We start from the raw sequence: 19,098 nt of genomic DNA on the forward strand, positions 1-19,098 counted from the left end.
AGATAAAAACTTTGTTTTATGTCAAAAAACCAAAATAAAACTGGTTCATATAGTTTTTTTAATTGTATAGAAAAAAATTTTGATAAAGCTGCACGATTTATTTCTATTGAAAAAGGTCTTTTAGAACAAATTAAAGCTTGTAATTCTGTATATCGGATGCATTTTCCCGTTAAAATAGGAAAAGAAATCAAAGTGGTAGAAGCATATAGAGTTCAACACTCCCATCATAAACTTCCTTGTAAAGGAGGGATTCGATATAGTATGAAAGTTAATCAAGATGAAATTATGACTTTAGCCGCTTTAATGACCTACAAATGTGCCATAGTTGATGTCCCTTTTGGAGGAGCTAAAGGTGGTATAAAAATAGACCCACAAACTATATCATCAGAAAACATAGAAAAAATAACACGCCGTTATACCTCTGAATTGATTAAAAAAAATTTCATCGGTCCAGGAATAGATGTCCCCGCTCCTGATTATGGAACTGGAGAAAGAGAGATGAGTTGGATTTTTGATACTTTTCTATCTCTTCGTTCTGGAGACGTAGATGCATTAGCTTGTGTTACAGGAAAACCCGTTTCTCAAGGAGGAGTCAGAGGAAGAAAAGAAGCAACAGGGTTGGGCGTTTTTTATGGGGTAAGAGAGTTGTGCCATGTAAAAGAAGATATGGATTCTGTTGGTCTTGATGTAGGATTAGTTGGAAAAAGAATTATTATACAAGGATTAGGAAATGTTGGATATCATGCTGCCAGTTTTTTTCATGAGTCTGGGGCTATTATAATCGCTTTGGCAGAAAGAGAGGGAGCGATTTATAACGAAAAAGGATTAAATGTTTCCAAAGTTTTTTTACATTTAAAAAACAATGGATCCATATTAAATTTTCCAGAAGCAAAAAATATAGAAAAAACGGAAAAGGCTTTAGAATTAGAATGCGATATTTTAATTCCAGCAGCATTAGAAAATGTGATCCATAAAAATAATGCAAATCGTATTAAGGCTAAAATAATTGGAGAAGCGGCAAATGGACCGATTACTCCTGAAGCTGATGAAATATTGGATAAAAAAGGAGTGATTATTGTTCCTGATATTTATTTAAATGCAGGTGGTGTTACTGTTTCTTATTTTGAATGGCTAAAAAATTTAAGTCATGTACGTTATGGACGTATGGAAAAAAAATTTAGAGAAAATGTAAATGCAGAATTTTTACAAGTTATAGAAACAGTTTGCAAAAAAAAAATTTCAATAGAAGAAAAAAAAATGATTTTAAGAGGACCAAGAGAAATAGATTTGGTCCGTAGCGGATTAGAAGATACCATGATCAATGGTTTTCACAAAATTTGTGATCTAAAAAAATCATTAAAAATAGAAAACATGCGTACTGCAGCATTTGTCCTATCTATCAATAAAATTATAGATTCTTATGAAAAACTAGGTATTTTTCCATAATATCTTTGATTCTGAAAAAAACAGAAAAAATACATTTTTCATGAAATACAAAAGATCATTATTGAAATTAAGTGGAGAAGCTCTTATGGGAGAGAACAAATTTGGACTTCATTCTACTCGTTTTCAACAATATGCTGAAGAAGTAAAAAAAGTAGTAGATATGGGGGCCCAAGTGGCTATAGTTATTGGAGGTGGGAATATATTTAGAGGATTTCCTAGAATAAAGGAAAAAACTATAAATCGTATAGAAGGAGATTATATGGGAATGTTAGCTACCGTTATTAACGGTATAGCCTTTCAATCATATTTAGAAAATGTAGGAATATGTACTTGTATTCAAACAGCTATCAGAATGGATGAAATTGCAGAACCTTTTGGTATAGATAGAGCCATACATCATCTTGAAAGAGGAAAAGTTGTCATATTTGTCGCAGGGTTAGGAAATCCTTATTTCACTACAGATACAGCCGCTGTTTTGCGTGCTATTGAAATCAAAGCTGATGTATTATTAAAAGGAACTAAAGTGGATGGAATTTACACAACAGATCCAGAAAAAAATAAATATGCTAAAAAACTTAAAAATATATCTTTTGATATGGCATATCAAATGGGAATCAAAGTCATGGATCAAACTGCCTTTATTTTAGGAAATGAAAATGATCTACCAATTATTATTTTTGATATCAATAAAAGAGGAAATTTTAAAAAAGTAATTTCAGGAGAAAAAATAGGAACTATGGTTTCTAAAAAAAAATAAAATTATGGATGAGTTAAACGACATTTTTTCCTCTTGTAAAAGAGATATGGAAGAAATTCTGGAAAAACTGAAAAAAGAAATTCATCGTGTTCGATTAGGCAGTAAATCTGTCTCTTCTTTTTTAGGTAAAATAAAAATAAAATGTTATGGAACCTTTTTTCCACTTATAGAAGTCGCCAACATTTCTATTATAGATAATATGAATATTTCTATTCATCCTTGGGATCGCTCTATTATTTCAGATATAGATAAGGCGATTATTAATGCTAATTTAGGTTTTATGCCAACTAATAAAGGAGATTCGATTCATATACATTTACCTATCATTACAGAAGAAAGTAGAAAAAATTTGATGAAAAAAATAAAAATACAAACAGAACATGCAAAAGTTCTTGTGAGAAAAATTCGAAGTAAAAATAACCAATATATAAGAAAATTAAAAATATCAGAAGATGTTTCTAAAACAGGGGAAATTCGTATACAGAAAATGACAAATGAATATATACAAAAAATAGAAAATTTCTTTCTTCATAAAGAAAAAGAAATATTGAGAATATAAAATGATAAAAAAATATTCAGTTAAAGAATTATTAAATCAAGGAAAATTTTTACTAAATAAAAAAGTATTAGTTGAAGGATGGATCCGTTCTTTTCGTTATTCTATTTTTATCACTTTGAATGATGGATCGACCATTCAAAATCTACAAATTATTTTATCCACCAATAAATTGGATAAAATAATCATGAAAAAAATAACAATTGGAAGTTCAATTAGAGTTATAGGTATAGTAAAAAAAAGTATTGGAAAAAAACAATATATCGAACTCCAATCTTTGGATATAACCATATATGAATTAGTAAATCCAAAAATTCTTCAAAAATCTATTTTACAACCTAAAAGGCATAGTTTTGAAAAACTTCGTGAACAAGCTCATTTACGTTTTCAAACAAATATTTTTAGTTGCATTATGCGAATTCGTCATCATATAGCTTTTTGTATACACAAGTATTTTCATGAACATGGGTTTTTCTATCTTCATACTCCAATTATTACGACTTCAAATTGTGAAGGAACCGGAAAGATGTTTCAAATTACAACTATGGATTTCAAAAAAAATCAACTAATAGATTATGCAAAAGATTTTTTTAAATGTAAAACTTATCTCAGTGTATCCGGACAATTAGAAGCGGAAACCGCTTCTTTAGGATTAGGAAAAGTGTACACTTTTGGTCCTGTATTTCGGGCTGAAAATTCCAATACTTCACGACATTTATCTGAATTTTGGATGATTGAACCGGAAATTGCCTTTTATCATCTTGAAGAGAACATAAATCTAGCAGAAAAATTTCTCAAGTTTATTATTAAATATATTGTTGAGAATAATATGGAAGATTTAATCTTTTTAAATCAATGTTTGGAAAAATGGAAAAAAAAGAAAAAGAACTACCTTTTAGAAAAATTAGAACTGATCTTAAAATTTCCATTTAAGAAAATTAGTTATACAGAAACTATCAAAATTCTTGATCAAGAAGAAAAGAAAAAAAATATAAAATTTTCACATCCGATCATGTGGGGAATGGATTTACAATCTGAACATGAACAATATTTAGTTGATAAATATTTTAAAAAAATTCCTGTTATTATATTTGATTATCCTTGTAGTATTAAAGCCTTTTATATGCGTATGAATAATGATGGTAAAACTGTTAGAGCTATGGATGTCTTATTTCCTGAAATAGGAGAAATTATTGGAGGCTCTCAAAGAGAAGAACGTTATGATATGTTATTACAACGGATGAAAGATACAAATATTGATATCAATAAACTTTGGTGGTATTTAGATACACGTCGTTTTGGTTCTGTTCCTCATAGTGGATTTGGTTTAGGTTTTGATCGTTTGGTTCAATTTATCACAGGAATGAATAACATTCGTGATGTAATCCCATTTCCAAGAACTCCAAACAATGCAGAATTTTAAATAAAACATGTTAATAAAACAACAGTTATTGCAAAAAGGGCAACATAAACTTTCTCCACAACAAATTAGGTTAATGAAATTAGTTCAATTATCTACTTTAGATTTTGAACAAAGAGTTCAACAAGAATTAGAAGAAAATCCAGCTTTGGAAGAGGAAAATTGTTCAGATTTAGAAGAATATTCAGAGGTATTAGAAGAAGAAAACAAGATAGATGTAACAGAAGATCAAAAAAATCAATCTTTAGATAATATCATAGATGAATATTTCAGTGATGACGAAATAGAAGATTTCCAAATCAATAACCAAAAAAATTATAGTATGAAAAAACACATTCCAATTATATCTGGAATTTCTTTTCAAGAATATTTAAAAAATCAATTACATACATTTCGTTTAAATGAAAAAGATTTATTAATTGCTGATTTTATATTAGGAAACATAGATGATGATGGTTATATTAGAAGAAAAATTACATCTATAGCGGATGACATTTTTTTAATACTTGGAAAATCTGTATCTACAGAAAAAGTAGAAAAATTGCTTGTAAATTACATTCAAAAATTAGATCCTATAGGTGTAGGATCCAGAAATCTACAAGAATGTTTACTCATTCAATTAGAGAAAAAAAAAATTAATCAAGAAGTTATTTTATCAAAAAAAATTATACAAGATCATTTTGAATTTTTTATAAAAAAACATTATCAAAAATTGCAAAACAAGTTGGGAATAACAAAAAAAAGTTTACGAAAAATTCTTGATCAAATAAGAAAATTAAATCCTAAACCAGGAAAAATTTATTCTGATAATACTAAAAATTTGAATCATATTATTCCGGATTTTAATATTTCTGTTTCAGATGAAAAATTAGAACTGACTTTAAATCAAAAAAACATACCAAAATTGAAAATATCCTCTTTATATTTAGATATGTTGAAATCTTATCAATCAGAAAAAAATATAAAGGAAAATGAAGGAACCATTGTATTTTTAAAAAAAAAAATAAATTCAGCAAAATGGTTTGTAGATGCAATTAAACAACGTAAAAATACACTTATGCTAACAATGAATGCTATTATGGATTATCAAAAAGAATATTTTTTAACGGGAGATCCCGTTAAAATAAAACCTATGATTTTAAAAAATATTTCTCAAAAAATTGGAGTAGGAATTTCTACTGTTTCTCGTGTAGCTAATAGTAAATATGTTAATACCCCATATGGAACTTTTTTAATCAAAAGTTTTTTTTCTGAAAAAATGATGAATCAAGAAGGAAAAGAAATTTCCTCTATTGAAATCAAAAAACTTTTAAAAGAATTCATAGATAAAGAAAATAAAAAAAAACCTTTCACTGATGAAAAATTATCCAAAATACTTAGAAAAAAAGGTTATTTGGTAGCCAGAAGAACTATCGCAAAATATAGAGATCAAATGCATTTTCCTGTTGCAAGAATGCGAAAAGATTTATAATTCTTTTATCATTACAGTTTTCCAATTAGAAAATTCTTTTATAGATAATGGTGATAATTCTCTACCATATCCGGATTGTTTCACTCCTCCAAAAGGAAAACGTGGATCTGATTTTACTACTTCATTAATGAAAATCATCCCCGTATCTATTTTTCTTGATATTTTTTCCGCTTTTTCTAAATCTTTTGTCCAAATAGAGGCTCCAAGTCCATATGGTGTATTATTGACAATGTCAGGAATTATTTCTTCTTTATAAAAAGAAGAAATAATTCCTATTGGACCAAATATTTCTTCTTTCTTTACTACACAGTTTTCATTTTCTACCTTTAATAGAGAAGGAGAACAAAAATTACCATCTTTAGTAATTTCTAAACAGATTTCTCCTCCATTTAGAATAATATTCTTATATTGTTGATATAATTTTTCAGATAAATCATGACGAGAAATATAACCTATTTTAGTGGACTCATCGTATAAATTTCCTCTACGATATGTTTTCATTTCTTGTATTACTGCATCTATAAAATCATTCATGATAATTTTATCTACAATAAATCTTTTTGCAGAAATACATGTTTGTCCTGTGTTATTTAATCTAGATTCTGTAGCTATTTTTGCTATTTTTTCTATATTTTTTACATCTTTTAAAACTACAAAAGCATCATTTCCTCCTAATTCTAAAATAGATTTTTTAATATATTTTCCCGATAATGATCCTATTACACTACCCGCTAAAGTACTTCCTGTAAAAGTGACTCCTTGTATTGTAGGATGAGCTATCACCGATTCTATTTGATTCAGATCTATTAATAAAACCTGAAAAATTCCTTTAGGAAAATCGGATTCTAAAAATATCTTTTCTAAAATAAGAGAACATCCTGTTGTATTAATAGCTGGTTTGATAAGGATAACATTTCCTAATAATAAATTGGGAATAGTAGATCTAATCGTTTGCCATATGGGATAATTCCATGGCATAATTCCTAATATAGAACCGATAGATTCAAATTTTACATAAGAATTATGATATTCAGTATCAATTTTTTCTAAAAAAATAGATTCTTTTAATTCACAATAATGTTTACATAAATTAATGCTTTTGTTTACTTCAGTATAAGATTGAGTAATAGGTTTTCCCATTTCTTGAGTAATGGAGTAGGCTATAATATCTTTAGCTTTTTGTATGCAAGAACAAAATTTCATTAAACATTGAATTTTAGATTCAAAGGAATAATTTTTCCATTTTTGATATGCCTTATTAGCTTCAGATAATTTAAGATTAATATTTTTATTAGATAAATAATAATAAGTATTTAATACATTATTATCTACAGGATTAATGGTTTGAAACATTTCATTGTTTTTTTAATTTCGTCCCAAGCTAACAGAAATTTTGGAATTCAAAGCTATGGCATAAAATTTTATTTTTTTCAAAAATAAAAGCATTCCATTAGCTCTAATAGGAGATAAAAAAGTTTGAAATCCTATTTCATAAATAAAATTAGCATTAGAATAAATAATTTCAAAAGGAAAGAGACCGGAATATACTTGAATCATAAGAGCAGCCATTCCTCTAGGTAATAAAGCATCACTATCCGCTTCAAAAAAAATTCGTGTTCCATTCAATTTTGCCTTTAACCAAACTTTAGATTGACAACCATGAATTAATTTATCTTCAGACCTAAAATTGGTTGATTTTGTAGACAATTTTTTTCCTAAATCTATCAAATATTCATATTTTTCCTCCCAATCTTTAAGAATTTGAAATTCCTTTTTTATGATTTCTTCTTTTTGACGCAAAGTCATTCCTCAATTTTTAGATCAACCATGAAAATATACACTTTTCTTTTTTTTAATATTATGGATTGATTAATTTTAATCTAGCCATTTTCGCTGCTTTTGTCATATTATGAAGCGATATCAATACTTCCTTCCATTTTCTTGTTTTTAATCCACAATCTGGATTTACCCAAATATTTTTTATAGATATTTTTTTTGAAGCTTTTTCTATTAAGTCTAATATTTCTTCTACGGTAGGAATTCTTGGAGAATGAATATCATATACTCCTGGACCTATTTCATTAGGATAAGAAAAAACAGAAAAGGCTTCCAACAATTCCATTTTAGATCTAGAACTTTCCATCGTAATGACATCTGCATCCATATCTGCTATATGTTCAAATATATCATTAAATTCACTGTAACACATATGTGTATGAATTTGGGTTTCATCTTTGACTCCACTTGAAGAAAGACGAAAAGCCTTAATAGACCAATCAAAATAAGACTTCCAATATTTTTTTTTCAAAGGTAATCCTTCTCTAAGAGCAGGTTCATCAATTTGAATAATTTGAATTCCAGATTTTTCTAAGGACAAAACTTCTTCTCGTATAGCCCAAGCTATTTGATAAGCAGTATGAGAAATAGGTTGGTCATCTCTTACAAAAGACCATTGTAAAATTGTCACAGGTCCAGTCAGCATCCCTTTCATTAATTTTTTTGTTTGAGATTGGGCAAAACATATCCATTCAACGGTCATATCTCCAATACGACTAACATCTCCATAAATAATAGGAGGTTTAACACATCGGCTTCCATAACTTTGAACCCATCCATTTTCGGTAGAAAGTATTCCTTTTAATTTATCAGAAAAATATTCCACCATATCAGTTCTTTCAAATTCTCCATGAACTAGTACATCTAAATCTATTTCTTCTTGTTTTTTAATAACATCTACAATAAAATGTTTAATTTTTTCATCATATTTTTCTTGACTCAATTCTTTATTTCGAAATTTATTTCGAAAACTACGTATTTCTTTCGTCTGAGGAAAAGATCCTATAGTAGTAGTAGGAAACAAAGGAAGATGAAATTTTCTATTCTGCTTTTTTTGTCTAATATGAAAATGATTATTTCTTTGTATATCTTGTTCTGTTATCTTTGTTGCTTTTTCTTGAATTTTTTTATCATAAAAAATAGAGGATGACTTTTTTAATAAAGAAGAATTATTGAGTAAAATATTTTTATTTCCTTTTATAATTTTTTCTAAATCATTTAATTCATCAATTTTTTGTTTGGCAAAAGCCATTCTATTTTTGATATCTATATGAATGGAATTCTCAGATTCTATATCTAGAGGAACATGTAAAAGAGAACAATTAGGAGCAATCATTATTCTATCTTCTCCTATCAATTTAATCGATTTTTCTATTTTTTGAATAGAATTTTCATAATTGTTTTTCCATATATTCCTTCCATTAATCAGTCCCAGAGATAAAATCATTTTGGACTCTTTTGAAAAAAAAGAAAGTATTTTTTCCAACTGACTTGGATCTTCCACGAGATCTATATGTAAAGCTTGAACAGATATCTCTTGAAAAAGAGATATATTTTCTGACATGCCATCAAAATAAGAAGTTAACAGAATATTGATTCCATAACAAAATTTAGATATTTCCCCATAAGCATATTTAAAAACTTTTTTTTCTTTTTCAGACATATCTAAAACTAAAATAGGTTCATCTAATTGAATCCAATGAACCCCTTCATCTTTTAATTTTTGTATAATGTTTATATAAACGGGAACAAGGTTTTCGACTAAATCCATTCTATGAAAGGATTTTTCTTTTTCTTTTCCTAAAAATAAATAAGATATAGGTCCAATTAATACTGGTTTAATTTTTTTGATCGATTTTAATATATTTTTAGATTCCTCTAATTCATCAAAAATTTTATTCGAAAAAATAGAAAATTTTTGATTCTTATCAAATTCTGGAACAATATAATGATAATTAGTATTAAACCATTTTGTCATTTCCATCGCTTTGATATCCCATCCATTTTTTTGAAAACCTCTAGCCATAGAAAAATATAGATCAATATTATTATGAATCATTGGAATAGAAAAATAAGATTCCGAAATCACTCCTAATAATAAGGACATATCTAGAACATGATCATAAAAACTGAAATCATTGCATGGAATCAAATCTAAATCAGATTCTTCTTGAATTTTCCAATTTTCTTCTCTTATCCTTTTTCCTACTTCAAACAACGCACTAGAATCAATTTTTTTTGACCAATAAGCTTCACAAGCTTTTTTTAACTCTCTTTGTATCCCTATACGAGGATAACCCAAATTATGTTTCAGCATAAAATAACTTACTTTTATTATTTAAATTTTACTTTCATTCATATTGGTAATATATATCCATATACACATAGATATAAATAAAAAATCAACTAAATTAAATATCCAATAATTGATATAAATATTTTAATATTTTTTTGTCTAAAACAGAAAAATTTCTATTTCTTCTGTTCATCATAATTTCAGCAGTTTCACAAACTTGATGGAAAGATATTCTTTTCTTACTTTGAATTCCTCCCAAATAAAAAGAAGGAATATATCTAGGAGGAAATCCATATCCAAAAATACTATCACTAACACCTACAATTGTCGCTGTATTAAATTGAGTATTTATTGCTGATTTAGAATGATCCCCCATTATTACACCAAAAAATTGCAAATTGGTAGGAAAAAAATCTTTTTTTTCATAATTCCAAACTGTCACCTTTTTATAATCATTTCTTAAATTAGAAATATTGGTCCCTGCTCCTAAATTACACCACTCTCCCAAAATAGAATTTCCTAAAAAACCATCATGAACTTTATTAGAATAAGAAAAAATTACAGAATTAAAAATTTCTCCTCCTACTTTACAAAAAGGGGAAATAGTTGTCCCTCCATATATTTTTGATCCTATATTCAATATAGTGTTTTTTCCAATTGATACTGGACCTCTGATGACAGATCCTTCCATAATTTCAACTCCTTTTTCAATATATATAGGACCAAATTGAGCATTTAATACAACATTATTTGCTTTGATATCTTCTTCTAAAAAAATTTTATTCTTACAAAGAACATGATTCTTTCCCAACAAAGAATATGATTGTTTTCCTTTTGTAAAAAATATAAAATCTTTTTTTAGTATAGTTTCATTATTTGTAAATATCTCCCATGGATACTGAATATGAATAATTTGTTTTACATAAAATGTTTTTGTACACTTTTTGTACAAAGAAAAAATGTCTTTTTTGACTAAAAATTTTTTTTTGATAGCAATCATTTTTTCTTTAAAAAAAATGGTTTCGTTTTCTTTTAAAGAAAAAAGAATTTGAATTAATTCTTCATTAGGAAGGAATGAAGAATTAATGAACAACATATTTTCAAAATATGAATATTCTTTTTTGGAATATTTTTTTGAAAGAAATGGTTGTGTAATAATATCATACGCTGCTTTTCCAATGTACTTTTCCCATCTTTCTTTTATCGTAAAGAAACCCAATCGAATTTCTGATACAGGTCTAGTCAATGTTATAGGAAATAATGTTTCCCATTCTATACCATCATATAATATAAAATTCATATGAATCTATTTCTAGAATTTTTTATATTTTTCATACTTTTTCTTAAATTTTTCGGCTGGACCTGTTTTTCCTAAAAATCTTTTTTCTCCAGTAAAAAATGGATGTGAATAACTGGATATTTCCATTTTATATAATGGATAATCACTTCCATTTATGTGGATAGAATCTTTTGTTGTTACTGTAGATTTACAAATAATTATTTTTTCATTATTAATATCTTTAAAAACAACAGGTCTATAGTTTTTGGGATGTATTTTTTTATTCATATTTATTTTTTTTTGTTTGGAAAACGGTAAATCATTCCATTAATATTCATTCCAGCACCTAAGGAAGCCATAAGAATTGTATCTCCAGGTTTTATTTCATGAGGAGGCATTTTTCCTTTAAGAATCAAATCCAATAAAGTGGGAACAGTAGATACAGAAGAATTTCCAAATTTTTGGATTGTCATAGGCATCATTTTCGATAAACAATCCTTTTTTAAGGATGTATAATCATACAATTTCAATAATCTTTTTAAAATTTCATAATCCATTTTAGCATTAGCTTGATGAAGAAGAATTTTCTGAATATCATGAAGATGTAAATTAGCATGATCAAGCATATTTTTTAACATGTTTGGGACTTCTGTTAATGCATATTCATAAATTCTTCTTCCATTCATTCTAATATTAACTAAAGATTTCTTATAATTAGGATTTAAAGAAGGCCCATTCGTTAAATAATATAATTTTTCATTATTGTCACATTGAGTATCATAATGGATAATTCCATATCTTTCGTTTTCTTCTAAATATTCCATAGCAGATAAAACAGCCGCTCCTGCACCATCGGAAAAAATCATTGCATTTCTATCATGTGGATCTATGACTTGAGATAAGGTTTCAGAACTAGTAATTAATATGTTTTTAGCATATTTAGATCGTAAAAGTTGATCTGCTAAAATCATTCCTTCTATCCAACCTGTGCAACCAAAAATCATATCATATGGTCTACATCTTTTGTTTTTTATTTGAAGTTTATTTTTGATTTTAGCAGAGATAGAAGGGACAAAATCAGATTGATAAGAAATAGGATGAATATCTCCATAGTTATGAGCCGATATGATATAATCTATTTTTTCTTTACAAATTTTAGAATTTTTTAAGGCTTTTTCGGCCGCAATAGTCGCAATATCAGAATTAAATAATCCTTCATTTATATATCTTCTTTCCTCTATTTCTGTAATTTTTTGAAATTTATTAATGATTTCTTCATTAGATTTTTTAATTTTGAATCCTTTTTGATCATAAAATTTATGTTTCATAAAATGATCTCTTTTTATAATCTTATTTGGTAAATAATGCCCCGTTCCTGTAATGATTGATCGAATCATTTTAAAGAATAAATCAAAATTTAGTAATAAAGTAAAAAAATAAAATTCTTGAAACAAATTCAAAAACCATTATTTGGTCTTCATATTTTTTAATAAATTCCAAGAAATGAACAAAGTTTATCCTTCTTTAAAAGAAAAAAAATTGAACAACATGTTTGATCATATTGCTCAAAAATACGATTTAATCAATCATATACTATCTTTTGGAATAGATTTTATATGGAGAAGAAAAGCTACTCATTTAGTATACAAATTTAGTGAAAAAAAAAATCTTAAAATATTAGATTTAGCTACTGGTACTGGAGATTTAGCTATATTACTAGCTCATAAATTCAAACATGCTTCTATTACGGGGGTAGATCCATCTGAGAAAATGCTGAAAATAGCAGAAAAAAAAATAAAAAAGATTTTTTTAGAAGAGAAAATTAAAACTATTCAAGGATATTCGCAATATATTCCGTTTCAAAATGATACTTTTGATATAGTAACTATTGCTTTCGGAATAAGAAACTTTCAATACATTCATTCCTCTATGAAAGAAATATATAGAATTTTAAAAACCTCAGGAATTTTAATGATTTTAGAATTTTCCACCCCTTCCAATTATTGGATAAAAAAAATTTATTATTTTTATTTACATCTTGTAAAAAAAATCGGAAATTTTATTTCAAAAAATCATTTTGCTTATAATTATTTAAAAGAATCTATATTCTCTTTTCCCTATTACAACCAAAAAATGAATAAATTATTAAAATATCATAAATTTGATCCAATTCATATACAAACACTAACTTTTGGAATCGTTTCCATTTACTTAGTCAAGAAAAAATAAATAAAAAAAATTTGAAACCCTTTAATTATTAATTAAAATATTTTTTCATAATGATAAAGTATTTATCTGGATATTTTACATCTGCTTTTCTTAAAAAAAGAATTAAGAGTATAGAATTTTTTATACGTTATCCAATAGAAATACAAAATGGATTAATCAATCATATGGTTTCATATGCAAAAAATACAGAATTTGGAAAAAAATATGGATTTCGTGACATCAAAAAATATCATCAATTTTCTGAAAGAATTCCTATATGTAAATATTCTGATTTACAATCTTCTATTCGAAGGATTCGTAAAGGAGAAAAAAACATATTATGGCCAGGAGAAGTAAAATGGTTTGCCAGATCTTCTGGAACTACTAATACAAAAAGCAAATACATTCCTGTTACAAAATCGTCTATGAATACATGTCATTATAAAGCAGGAAAAGATATGTTATCCATATATATTCATAATCATCCCAAAACAAAAATTTTTTTTGGAAAAGCTGTTCGTTTGGGTGGAAGTTATGAATTACATAAAAAATATAACACATTTTATGGTGATTTATCTTCTATCTTAATCAAAAATATGCCTTTTTGGGTTGAAAATATTTGTGTTCCTAGAAAAAAAATAGCCTTAATGAGTGAATGGGAAAAAAAATTAGAAAACATAGTCAAAGAAACGGGAAATAAAGACGTTAGAATTTTATTAGGTGTTTGTTCTTGGCTGTTGATTTTTTTGAAAAAGTTATTAAAAGAATTTGACAAAAAAAAAATAAACGAAATATGGCCTGATATAGAAGTTATATTTCATGGAGGGGTCAATTTAAAACCTTATATTCATCAATATCAAAAATTATTTGATAAATCTATAAATTTTTATAATATATACAGTGCATCAGAAGGTTTTTTTGCGATACAAGATCAAAAAAATGTTGAAGATCTTTTATTATTATTAAATCATGGTATATTTTACGAATTTATTCCCACAGAAGAAATAAATAATGAAAATCCTAAAATATTTTCTATTGATAAAGTAGAATTAAACAAAAATTATGCGCTTGTTATTTCTACTAATGCAGGATTATGGAGATATATAGTTGGAGATACTGTTAGGTTTACTAGTTTATCTCCTTATAGAATTTCCATTTCAGGAAGAACAACTCATTATATAAATTCTTTTGGGGAAGAATTAATTGTTGAAAATGCAGAAAAAGCATTACATAATGCTTGTATAAAAACAAATTCCGTTATTCATGAATATACGGCAGGGCCCGTCTATATGAATCAAAAACATTCTGGAGCTCATGAATGGATTATAGAATTTGAAAAACAACCGATAAACTTATGTAAATTTAGAAATATTTTGGATGATGAATTAAAATCTCTGAATTCAGATTACGAGATTAAACGATACAAAAATATCGTTCTAGGCCCTCCTATTATATCTATAGCCAGAAATGGTTTATTCTATGATTGGCTAAAAAAACATAAAAAATTAGGGGGACAAAACAAAGTCCCTCGTTTATCCAATGATAGAAGATATATTGATTCCATTCTTAAAATGGAAAAAAAAAGAGAATAGTTTCAAAAAAATATTTTTAACTTTATAGTTTTATTATGACAGTAGAAAAAAAAAAAGAAATATTTCAAAATTATGGAACATCTGTTTACGATACAGGTTCTTCCAATGCTCAGGTTGCTTTATTTACTTATCGTATCAATCATTTAAACAATCATCTCAAAAATAATAAAAAGGATTTTAACACAGAAAGAGCTTTAGTAAAAATGGTGGGAAAAAGAAAAAAATTGTTGAAATATATAGAAAAACGTGATCTCAATAATTACAAAAATATCATTAAACATTTAGGGTTAAGAAAATAAATAAACTATTTCTATCTATAGTTCTAGATCTAGAAAAGATAAAAATATGCCAGATATAGTAAAAGAAACCATATCTATGAAAGACGGGCGTACTATCATTATAGAAACAGGAAGATTGGCAAAACAAGCAGATGGAGCCGTTATAGTACGTGAAAAAAATACGATGCTTTTGGCAACTGTAGTCGTTTCCAAAGAAACAAAAAATGAGTCCCCTTTTTTACCTTTAACAGTAGATTATAGAGAAAAATATTCTGCTGGAGGAAAAATTCCTGGAGGGTTTATAAAAAGAGAAGGAAGACCTTCTGATGAAGAAATTTTAACAATGAGATTAGTTGATCGTGTTTTAAGACCAACATTTCCAGATTCTTTTAAAAAAGAAATACAAGTTATGATTTCGTTACTTTCATATGATAAAACGGTATTGCCAGATGGGTTAGCTGGATTAGCGGCTTCAACAGCTTTATCAGTAGCAGGAATTCCTTTTAATGGTCCTATATCAGAAATACGTATTATCCGTTTAAATGGAAAATTCATTATTAATCCTAGTTTAGATCAGTTAAAAAAATCGGATATAGATTTAATAGTCGGAGCTTCAAATCATTCTATTATTATGATAGAAGGAGAAATGAAGGAAATCAAAGAAAATGAATTTTTGGAAACTGTGATTACAGCTCATAAAGCTATAAAAACACAAATAGAAGCTCAAATCCGTTTAATCGATAAATTGTCAAATAAACAACGGATTTTTTTCTTTGATGATCAAGGATCTATAAATTCGTATCAAGAAAATAAAATATTAAAAAAAGAACTTTTTTTATTTTCATATGAAAAAATTGAAAAAATTTATCAAAACTTTATAAATAAAAAAACTAGATCTATTCAAGAAAAAATTGTACTAAACGAGTTTAAAAAAAATTTTTTAACAGAAGAAAAAATAGAGAAAAAAGAAGCGATTATTGATCAGTTCTTTGAAGAAATTAAAAAAAAAATAACTAGAAATTTAGTTCTAAAAAAAGGAGTCCGATTGGATGGTAGAACGAATAAACAAATCCGTTCAATATCTAGTTTTGTAAATTATTTACCTGGAGTACACGGTTCTGCTTTATTTTCAAGAGGAGAAACTCAATCTTTAACTACAGTTACATTAGGTTCATCCTTAGATGCTAACAAAATTGATAATGTTATTATGGAAAATCAAGAAAAATTCTATTTACATTACAATTTTCCCCCTTTTTCTACAGGAGAAATACGTTCTATAAGAGGAGTTTCTCGACGTGAAGTAGGTCATGGAAATTTAGCTCAACGTGCATTAAAAAATATTATACCCAATAATCCATATACAATTCGTGTTGTTTCGGATATCCTGGAATCAAATGGTTCGTCTTCTATGGCTACAGTTTGTGCTGCTAGTTTAGCATTAATGGATGCAGGAATTCCTATAGAAAATCCTGTTTCCGGAATTGCTATGGGATTATTTATGGAAAATGAAAAAAAAGTTATTATATCAGATATAATAGGAGAAGAAGATCATTTTGGAGATTTAGATTTCAAAATAACAGGAACTAAATGTGGAATGACAGCTTGTCAAATGGATGTAAAAACCATGATAGGAGTCACATACGATCTTTTGAATCAAATTTTAATACAAGCTCTAGAAGGGCGTATTTTTATTTTAAAAAAAATGTTGGAAACTTTGCCTAGATATAGGAAAAAAATGAAACCTCATGCTCCCAAAATATATACTCTTAATATTCCAAAAGATTTTATAGGTTCAGTTATAGGTCCAGGTGGAAAAGTTATTCAAGAAATCCAATCATGTACCAATACAAATATTTTAATTGAAGAAAAAGGAAATTTGGGATACATTGAAATTTTAGGAAAAGATGATGAAAAAATAAAAAAAGCAATCAATAGGATTCAACAAATTGCTTTTGTTCCTGAATTAGGAAAAGTTTATCAAGCAAAAGTTAAATCTATAAAAGATTTTGGGGCTTTTGTTGAAATATCTAAAGGAGTTGAAGGGTTGCTGCATATTTCGGAAATCGGATGGAAAAGATTGAATAAGATAGAAGAAGAGTTTCATGTGGGAGATATTATTGACGTTAAATTTATGGGAATAGATGAAAAAAATAAAAAAATGAAACTCTCTAGAAAAGTCCTTTTACCCCGTCCTGGAAAAAAAAATGAATAAAAAGAAAAAAAATATGAGACAACTTAAAATTACTAAACAAGTCACAAATCGTGAATCTGAATCGTTGGATAAATATCTTCATGAAATAGGGAAAATTCCATTATTAACTCCAGAAGAAGAAGTAGAATACGCTCGTAGAGCAAGAAAAGGGGATGCTACTGCTATAGATAAACTTATCAATGCAAATTTACGTTTTGTTGTTTCTGTTGCTAAACAATATCAAAATCAAGGATTAAGTTTATGTGATTTAATTAATGAAGGAAATTTAGGTTTAATAAAAGGAATATTACGTTTTGATGAAACAAGAGGTTTTAAATGTATTTCTTATGTTGTATGGTGGATTAGACAAGCAATTTTACAAGCTATTGCTGAACAATCACGTTCTATTAGACAACCTACAAATAAATTAGCTCTTTTAAACAAAATACTAAAAACTCTTGCTCAATTAGAACAAGAATTGCAAAGAACTCCTTCTGCGAGAGAAATAGCAGAATATTTAAATATGAATGAAAAAGATGTTGAAGAGTCTATAAAAAACTCAGGAAGACATGTTTCAATGGATGCTCCATTGGTAGAAGGAGAAGATTCAAATTTATATGACTTAGTTCGATCTGATGAATCTCCTCGTCCAGATGAACATTTGGAAAAAGAATCTTTACGTAAAGATATAAAAAGAATTTTAGAAACTTTAAGTGAAAGAGAACGTCGTGTAATTATTTTACATTTTGGATTAAATGGATCCCCTCCCATGACTTTAGAAGAAGTAGGTCAATCTTGTGATTTAACAAGAGAACGAGTCAGACAAATTGAAAGTATAGCTTTAAAAAGACTCAAACATTCTTCTAGAAGTAAAATATTAAAACCTTATTTAGGATAAAAAAAAATGCGACCTCGAAGGGATTCGAACCCATAACCTTCTGATCCGTAGTCAGATGCTCTATCCAAATTAAGCTACGAGGCCAATATAACTAAATATACTAACTAAATCATGATTGAACAATTTTCAAGAATTTTTTCAGTTCCATAGATGAAGAACCTACAAGTCCTCCATCTATATCCTTTTGATAAAAAAGATCTTTTGCGTTAAAATCATTGATACTTCCTCCATATAAAATAGGTATTCGATTAGAGATCCTTTCTCCATATTTTTCTAAAAGTAAAGAACGAATAAATTCATGCATTGTCTGAGCTTGTTCAAATGTAGCTGTTTTTCCTGTTCCAATAGCCCATATTGGTTCATATGCTATATAAAAAGATTTTATTTCATCTGATGAACAATCAAAAACAGTTTTTTTTAATTGATCTTTAATAATTTCAAATTGTTGATCATTGGATCTTTCCAAATAGGATTCTCCCACACAAAAAATAATATTTAAACCATATTTTAATGCTATTTTTATCTTTTTTAATAAAACATTATTCTTTTCAAAGAAAAATTCTCTACGTTCACTATGTCCTAGTATCACTTTTTGGACTCCTATCGATTTTAACATAGAAGCTGATACTTCTCCTGTATAAGGCCCTTTCTCCTTTTGATGAATATTTTGAGCTGCAATATTTAAAGTTGTTCCTTGTGAAATTTGATTTGAAATATGTAAAAAAGGAAAAGAGGGAGCTATAATAATTTCTTTATTATGATTGATTTTTTTCTCAAAAACAATTTTTAAAAAATTTCTAATAAAAGAAGTCGTTTCGTGAAAGTCATAATTCATTTTCCAGTTTGCAATAACAACCTTTTTTCTCATTT

Annotated in this window: 17 protein-coding genes and 1 tRNA gene; 10 read left to right on the forward strand and 8 right to left on the reverse strand. The window is 27.1% G+C overall.

Going from position 1 to position 19,098, the window contains the following annotated elements:
- Window positions 1–18: 18 nt before the first annotated feature.
- From BPAA_RS02555 to rpoN, 5 genes are read left to right on the forward strand one after another with little or no spacing between them, the layout of a single operon-like run.
- Window positions 19–1,446, forward strand: coding sequence for a Glu/Leu/Phe/Val family dehydrogenase (locus tag BPAA_RS02555; protein ID WP_015430102.1), 1,428 nt, complete (start codon window positions 19–21; stop codon window positions 1,444–1,446).
- Between the two features lie 40 nt (window positions 1,447–1,486).
- Window positions 1,487–2,203, forward strand: coding sequence for a UMP kinase (pyrH, locus tag BPAA_RS02560; RefSeq protein WP_015430103.1), 717 nt, complete (start codon window positions 1,487–1,489; stop codon window positions 2,201–2,203).
- 4 nt (window positions 2,204–2,207) lie between these two features.
- Window positions 2,208–2,762, forward strand: a complete 555-nt coding sequence (locus BPAA_RS02565) for a ribosome-recycling factor (protein WP_015430104.1) — start codon at window positions 2,208–2,210, stop codon at window positions 2,760–2,762.
- Between the two features lies 1 nt (window position 2,763).
- Window positions 2,764–4,182 carry an asparagine--tRNA ligase gene (asnS, locus tag BPAA_RS02570; protein ID WP_015430105.1) on the forward strand — a complete coding sequence of 473 codons (1,419 nt, stop codon included), beginning with the start codon at window positions 2,764–2,766 and terminating at the stop codon, window positions 4,180–4,182.
- Between the two features lie 7 nt (window positions 4,183–4,189).
- Window positions 4,190–5,650 carry an RNA polymerase factor sigma-54 gene (gene rpoN / locus BPAA_RS02575; protein WP_015430106.1) on the forward strand — a complete coding sequence of 487 codons (1,461 nt, stop codon included), beginning with the start codon at window positions 4,190–4,192 and terminating at the stop codon, window positions 5,648–5,650.
- On the opposite strand, the gene BPAA_RS02580 is transcribed toward rpoN, so the two are convergent.
- The 6 genes from BPAA_RS02580 to BPAA_RS02605 form a co-directional block, all read right to left on the reverse strand.
- Window positions 5,645–7,003, reverse strand: coding sequence for an aldehyde dehydrogenase family protein (locus BPAA_RS02580; RefSeq protein ID WP_015430107.1), 1,359 nt, complete (start codon window positions 7,001–7,003; stop codon window positions 5,645–5,647). The genes rpoN and BPAA_RS02580 overlap by 6 nt on opposite strands.
- A 12-nt stretch (window positions 7,004–7,015) precedes the next feature.
- Window positions 7,016–7,456: a SufE family protein gene (locus BPAA_RS02585; RefSeq protein WP_015430108.1), complete on the reverse strand. Its 441-nt coding sequence runs from the start codon at window positions 7,454–7,456 to the stop codon at window positions 7,016–7,018.
- 52 nt (window positions 7,457–7,508) lie between these two features.
- Window positions 7,509–9,803 carry a 5-methyltetrahydropteroyltriglutamate--homocysteine S-methyltransferase gene (gene metE, locus BPAA_RS02590; protein ID WP_015430109.1) on the reverse strand — a complete coding sequence of 765 codons (2,295 nt, stop codon included), beginning with the start codon at window positions 9,801–9,803 and terminating at the stop codon, window positions 7,509–7,511.
- Window positions 9,804–9,897: 94 nt separating this feature from the next.
- Complete coding sequence (locus BPAA_RS02595) at window positions 9,898–11,082, reverse strand: putative sugar nucleotidyl transferase (RefSeq protein WP_015430110.1); 1,185 nt, start codon at window positions 11,080–11,082, stop codon at window positions 9,898–9,900.
- 12 nt (window positions 11,083–11,094) lie between these two features.
- The gene (locus BPAA_RS02600) at window positions 11,095–11,349 is read right to left on the reverse strand and encodes a type B 50S ribosomal protein L31 (protein WP_015430111.1); all 255 of its coding nucleotides are present in this window, start codon (window positions 11,347–11,349) and stop codon (window positions 11,095–11,097) included.
- Between the two features lie 2 nt (window positions 11,350–11,351).
- A complete protein-coding gene (locus BPAA_RS02605) occupies window positions 11,352–12,458 on the reverse strand; it encodes a 3-oxoacyl-ACP synthase III family protein (RefSeq protein ID WP_015430112.1) in 1,107 nt (368 codons plus the stop codon).
- Between the two features lie 106 nt (window positions 12,459–12,564).
- Between BPAA_RS02605 and ubiE the strand changes: the two genes are divergently transcribed.
- The 5 genes from ubiE to BPAA_RS02630 are packed head-to-tail and all read left to right on the forward strand — an operon-like array spanning window position 12,565 to window position 18,228.
- Window positions 12,565–13,290: a bifunctional demethylmenaquinone methyltransferase/2-methoxy-6-polyprenyl-1,4-benzoquinol methylase UbiE gene (ubiE, locus tag BPAA_RS02610; RefSeq protein ID WP_015430113.1), complete on the forward strand. Its 726-nt coding sequence runs from the start codon at window positions 12,565–12,567 to the stop codon at window positions 13,288–13,290.
- A gap of 50 nt (window positions 13,291–13,340) precedes the next feature.
- A complete protein-coding gene (locus BPAA_RS02615) occupies window positions 13,341–14,861 on the forward strand; it encodes a GH3 auxin-responsive promoter family protein (RefSeq protein ID WP_015430114.1) in 1,521 nt (506 codons plus the stop codon).
- A gap of 35 nt (window positions 14,862–14,896) precedes the next feature.
- Window positions 14,897–15,160 carry a 30S ribosomal protein S15 gene (gene rpsO / locus BPAA_RS02620; RefSeq protein ID WP_015430115.1) on the forward strand — a complete coding sequence of 88 codons (264 nt, stop codon included), beginning with the start codon at window positions 14,897–14,899 and terminating at the stop codon, window positions 15,158–15,160.
- Window positions 15,161–15,206: 46 nt separating this feature from the next.
- Window positions 15,207–17,351 (forward strand): polyribonucleotide nucleotidyltransferase, encoded by a 2,145-nt coding sequence (locus BPAA_RS02625; RefSeq protein WP_015430116.1) that lies wholly within the window; start codon window positions 15,207–15,209, stop codon window positions 17,349–17,351.
- Between the two features lie 13 nt (window positions 17,352–17,364).
- Window positions 17,365–18,228 (forward strand): sigma-70 family RNA polymerase sigma factor, encoded by an 864-nt coding sequence (locus BPAA_RS02630; protein ID WP_041178723.1) that lies wholly within the window; start codon window positions 17,365–17,367, stop codon window positions 18,226–18,228.
- Window positions 18,229–18,237: 9 nt separating this feature from the next.
- Here BPAA_RS02630 and BPAA_RS02635 read toward each other — a convergent pair.
- Both BPAA_RS02635 and tpiA read right to left on the reverse strand, forming a co-directional pair.
- Window positions 18,238–18,312 (reverse strand) — tRNA-Arg (locus tag BPAA_RS02635).
- 25 nt (window positions 18,313–18,337) lie between these two features.
- Window positions 18,338–19,096: a triose-phosphate isomerase gene (tpiA, locus tag BPAA_RS02640; RefSeq protein WP_015430118.1), complete on the reverse strand. Its 759-nt coding sequence runs from the start codon at window positions 19,094–19,096 to the stop codon at window positions 18,338–18,340.
- Between the last annotated feature and the right edge of the window lie 2 nt (window positions 19,097–19,098).

Origin of the sequence: Blattabacterium cuenoti BPAA, assembly GCF_000348805.1 — a bacterium.
Classification (GTDB): Bacteria; Bacteroidota; Bacteroidia; order Flavobacteriales; family Blattabacteriaceae; genus Blattabacterium; species Blattabacterium cuenoti_B.

What these genes read in the sequence shown, in the direction of transcription:
- BPAA_RS02555 (WP_015430102.1), top strand. Translation starts at nt 19, where the DNA reads ATGTCAAAAAACCAAAATAAAACTGGTTCATATAGTTTTTTTAATTGT.
- pyrH (WP_015430103.1), top strand. Translation starts at nt 1,487, where the DNA reads ATGAAATACAAAAGATCATTATTGAAATTAAGTGGAGAAGCTCTTATG.
- BPAA_RS02565 (WP_015430104.1), top strand. Translation starts at nt 2,208, where the DNA reads ATGGATGAGTTAAACGACATTTTTTCCTCTTGTAAAAGAGATATGGAA.
- asnS (WP_015430105.1), top strand. Translation starts at nt 2,764, where the DNA reads ATGATAAAAAAATATTCAGTTAAAGAATTATTAAATCAAGGAAAATTT.
- rpoN (WP_015430106.1), top strand. Translation starts at nt 4,190, where the DNA reads ATGTTAATAAAACAACAGTTATTGCAAAAAGGGCAACATAAACTTTCT.
- BPAA_RS02580 (WP_015430107.1), bottom strand. Translation starts at nt 7,003, where the DNA reads ATGTTTCAAACCATTAATCCTGTAGATAATAATGTATTAAATACTTAT.
- BPAA_RS02585 (WP_015430108.1), bottom strand. Translation starts at nt 7,456, where the DNA reads ATGACTTTGCGTCAAAAAGAAGAAATCATAAAAAAGGAATTTCAAATT.
- metE (WP_015430109.1), bottom strand. Translation starts at nt 9,803, where the DNA reads ATGCTGAAACATAATTTGGGTTATCCTCGTATAGGGATACAAAGAGAG.
- BPAA_RS02595 (WP_015430110.1), bottom strand. Translation starts at nt 11,082, where the DNA reads ATGAATTTTATATTATATGATGGTATAGAATGGGAAACATTATTTCCT.
- BPAA_RS02600 (WP_015430111.1), bottom strand. Translation starts at nt 11,349, where the DNA reads ATGAATAAAAAAATACATCCCAAAAACTATAGACCTGTTGTTTTTAAA.
- BPAA_RS02605 (WP_015430112.1), bottom strand. Translation starts at nt 12,458, where the DNA reads ATGATTCGATCAATCATTACAGGAACGGGGCATTATTTACCAAATAAG.
- ubiE (WP_015430113.1), top strand. Translation starts at nt 12,565, where the DNA reads ATGAACAAAGTTTATCCTTCTTTAAAAGAAAAAAAATTGAACAACATG.
- BPAA_RS02615 (WP_015430114.1), top strand. Translation starts at nt 13,341, where the DNA reads ATGATAAAGTATTTATCTGGATATTTTACATCTGCTTTTCTTAAAAAA.
- rpsO (WP_015430115.1), top strand. Translation starts at nt 14,897, where the DNA reads ATGACAGTAGAAAAAAAAAAAGAAATATTTCAAAATTATGGAACATCT.
- BPAA_RS02625 (WP_015430116.1), top strand. Translation starts at nt 15,207, where the DNA reads ATGCCAGATATAGTAAAAGAAACCATATCTATGAAAGACGGGCGTACT.
- BPAA_RS02630 (WP_041178723.1), top strand. Translation starts at nt 17,365, where the DNA reads ATGAGACAACTTAAAATTACTAAACAAGTCACAAATCGTGAATCTGAA.
- tpiA (WP_015430118.1), bottom strand. Translation starts at nt 19,096, where the DNA reads ATGAGAAAAAAGGTTGTTATTGCAAACTGGAAAATGAATTATGACTTT.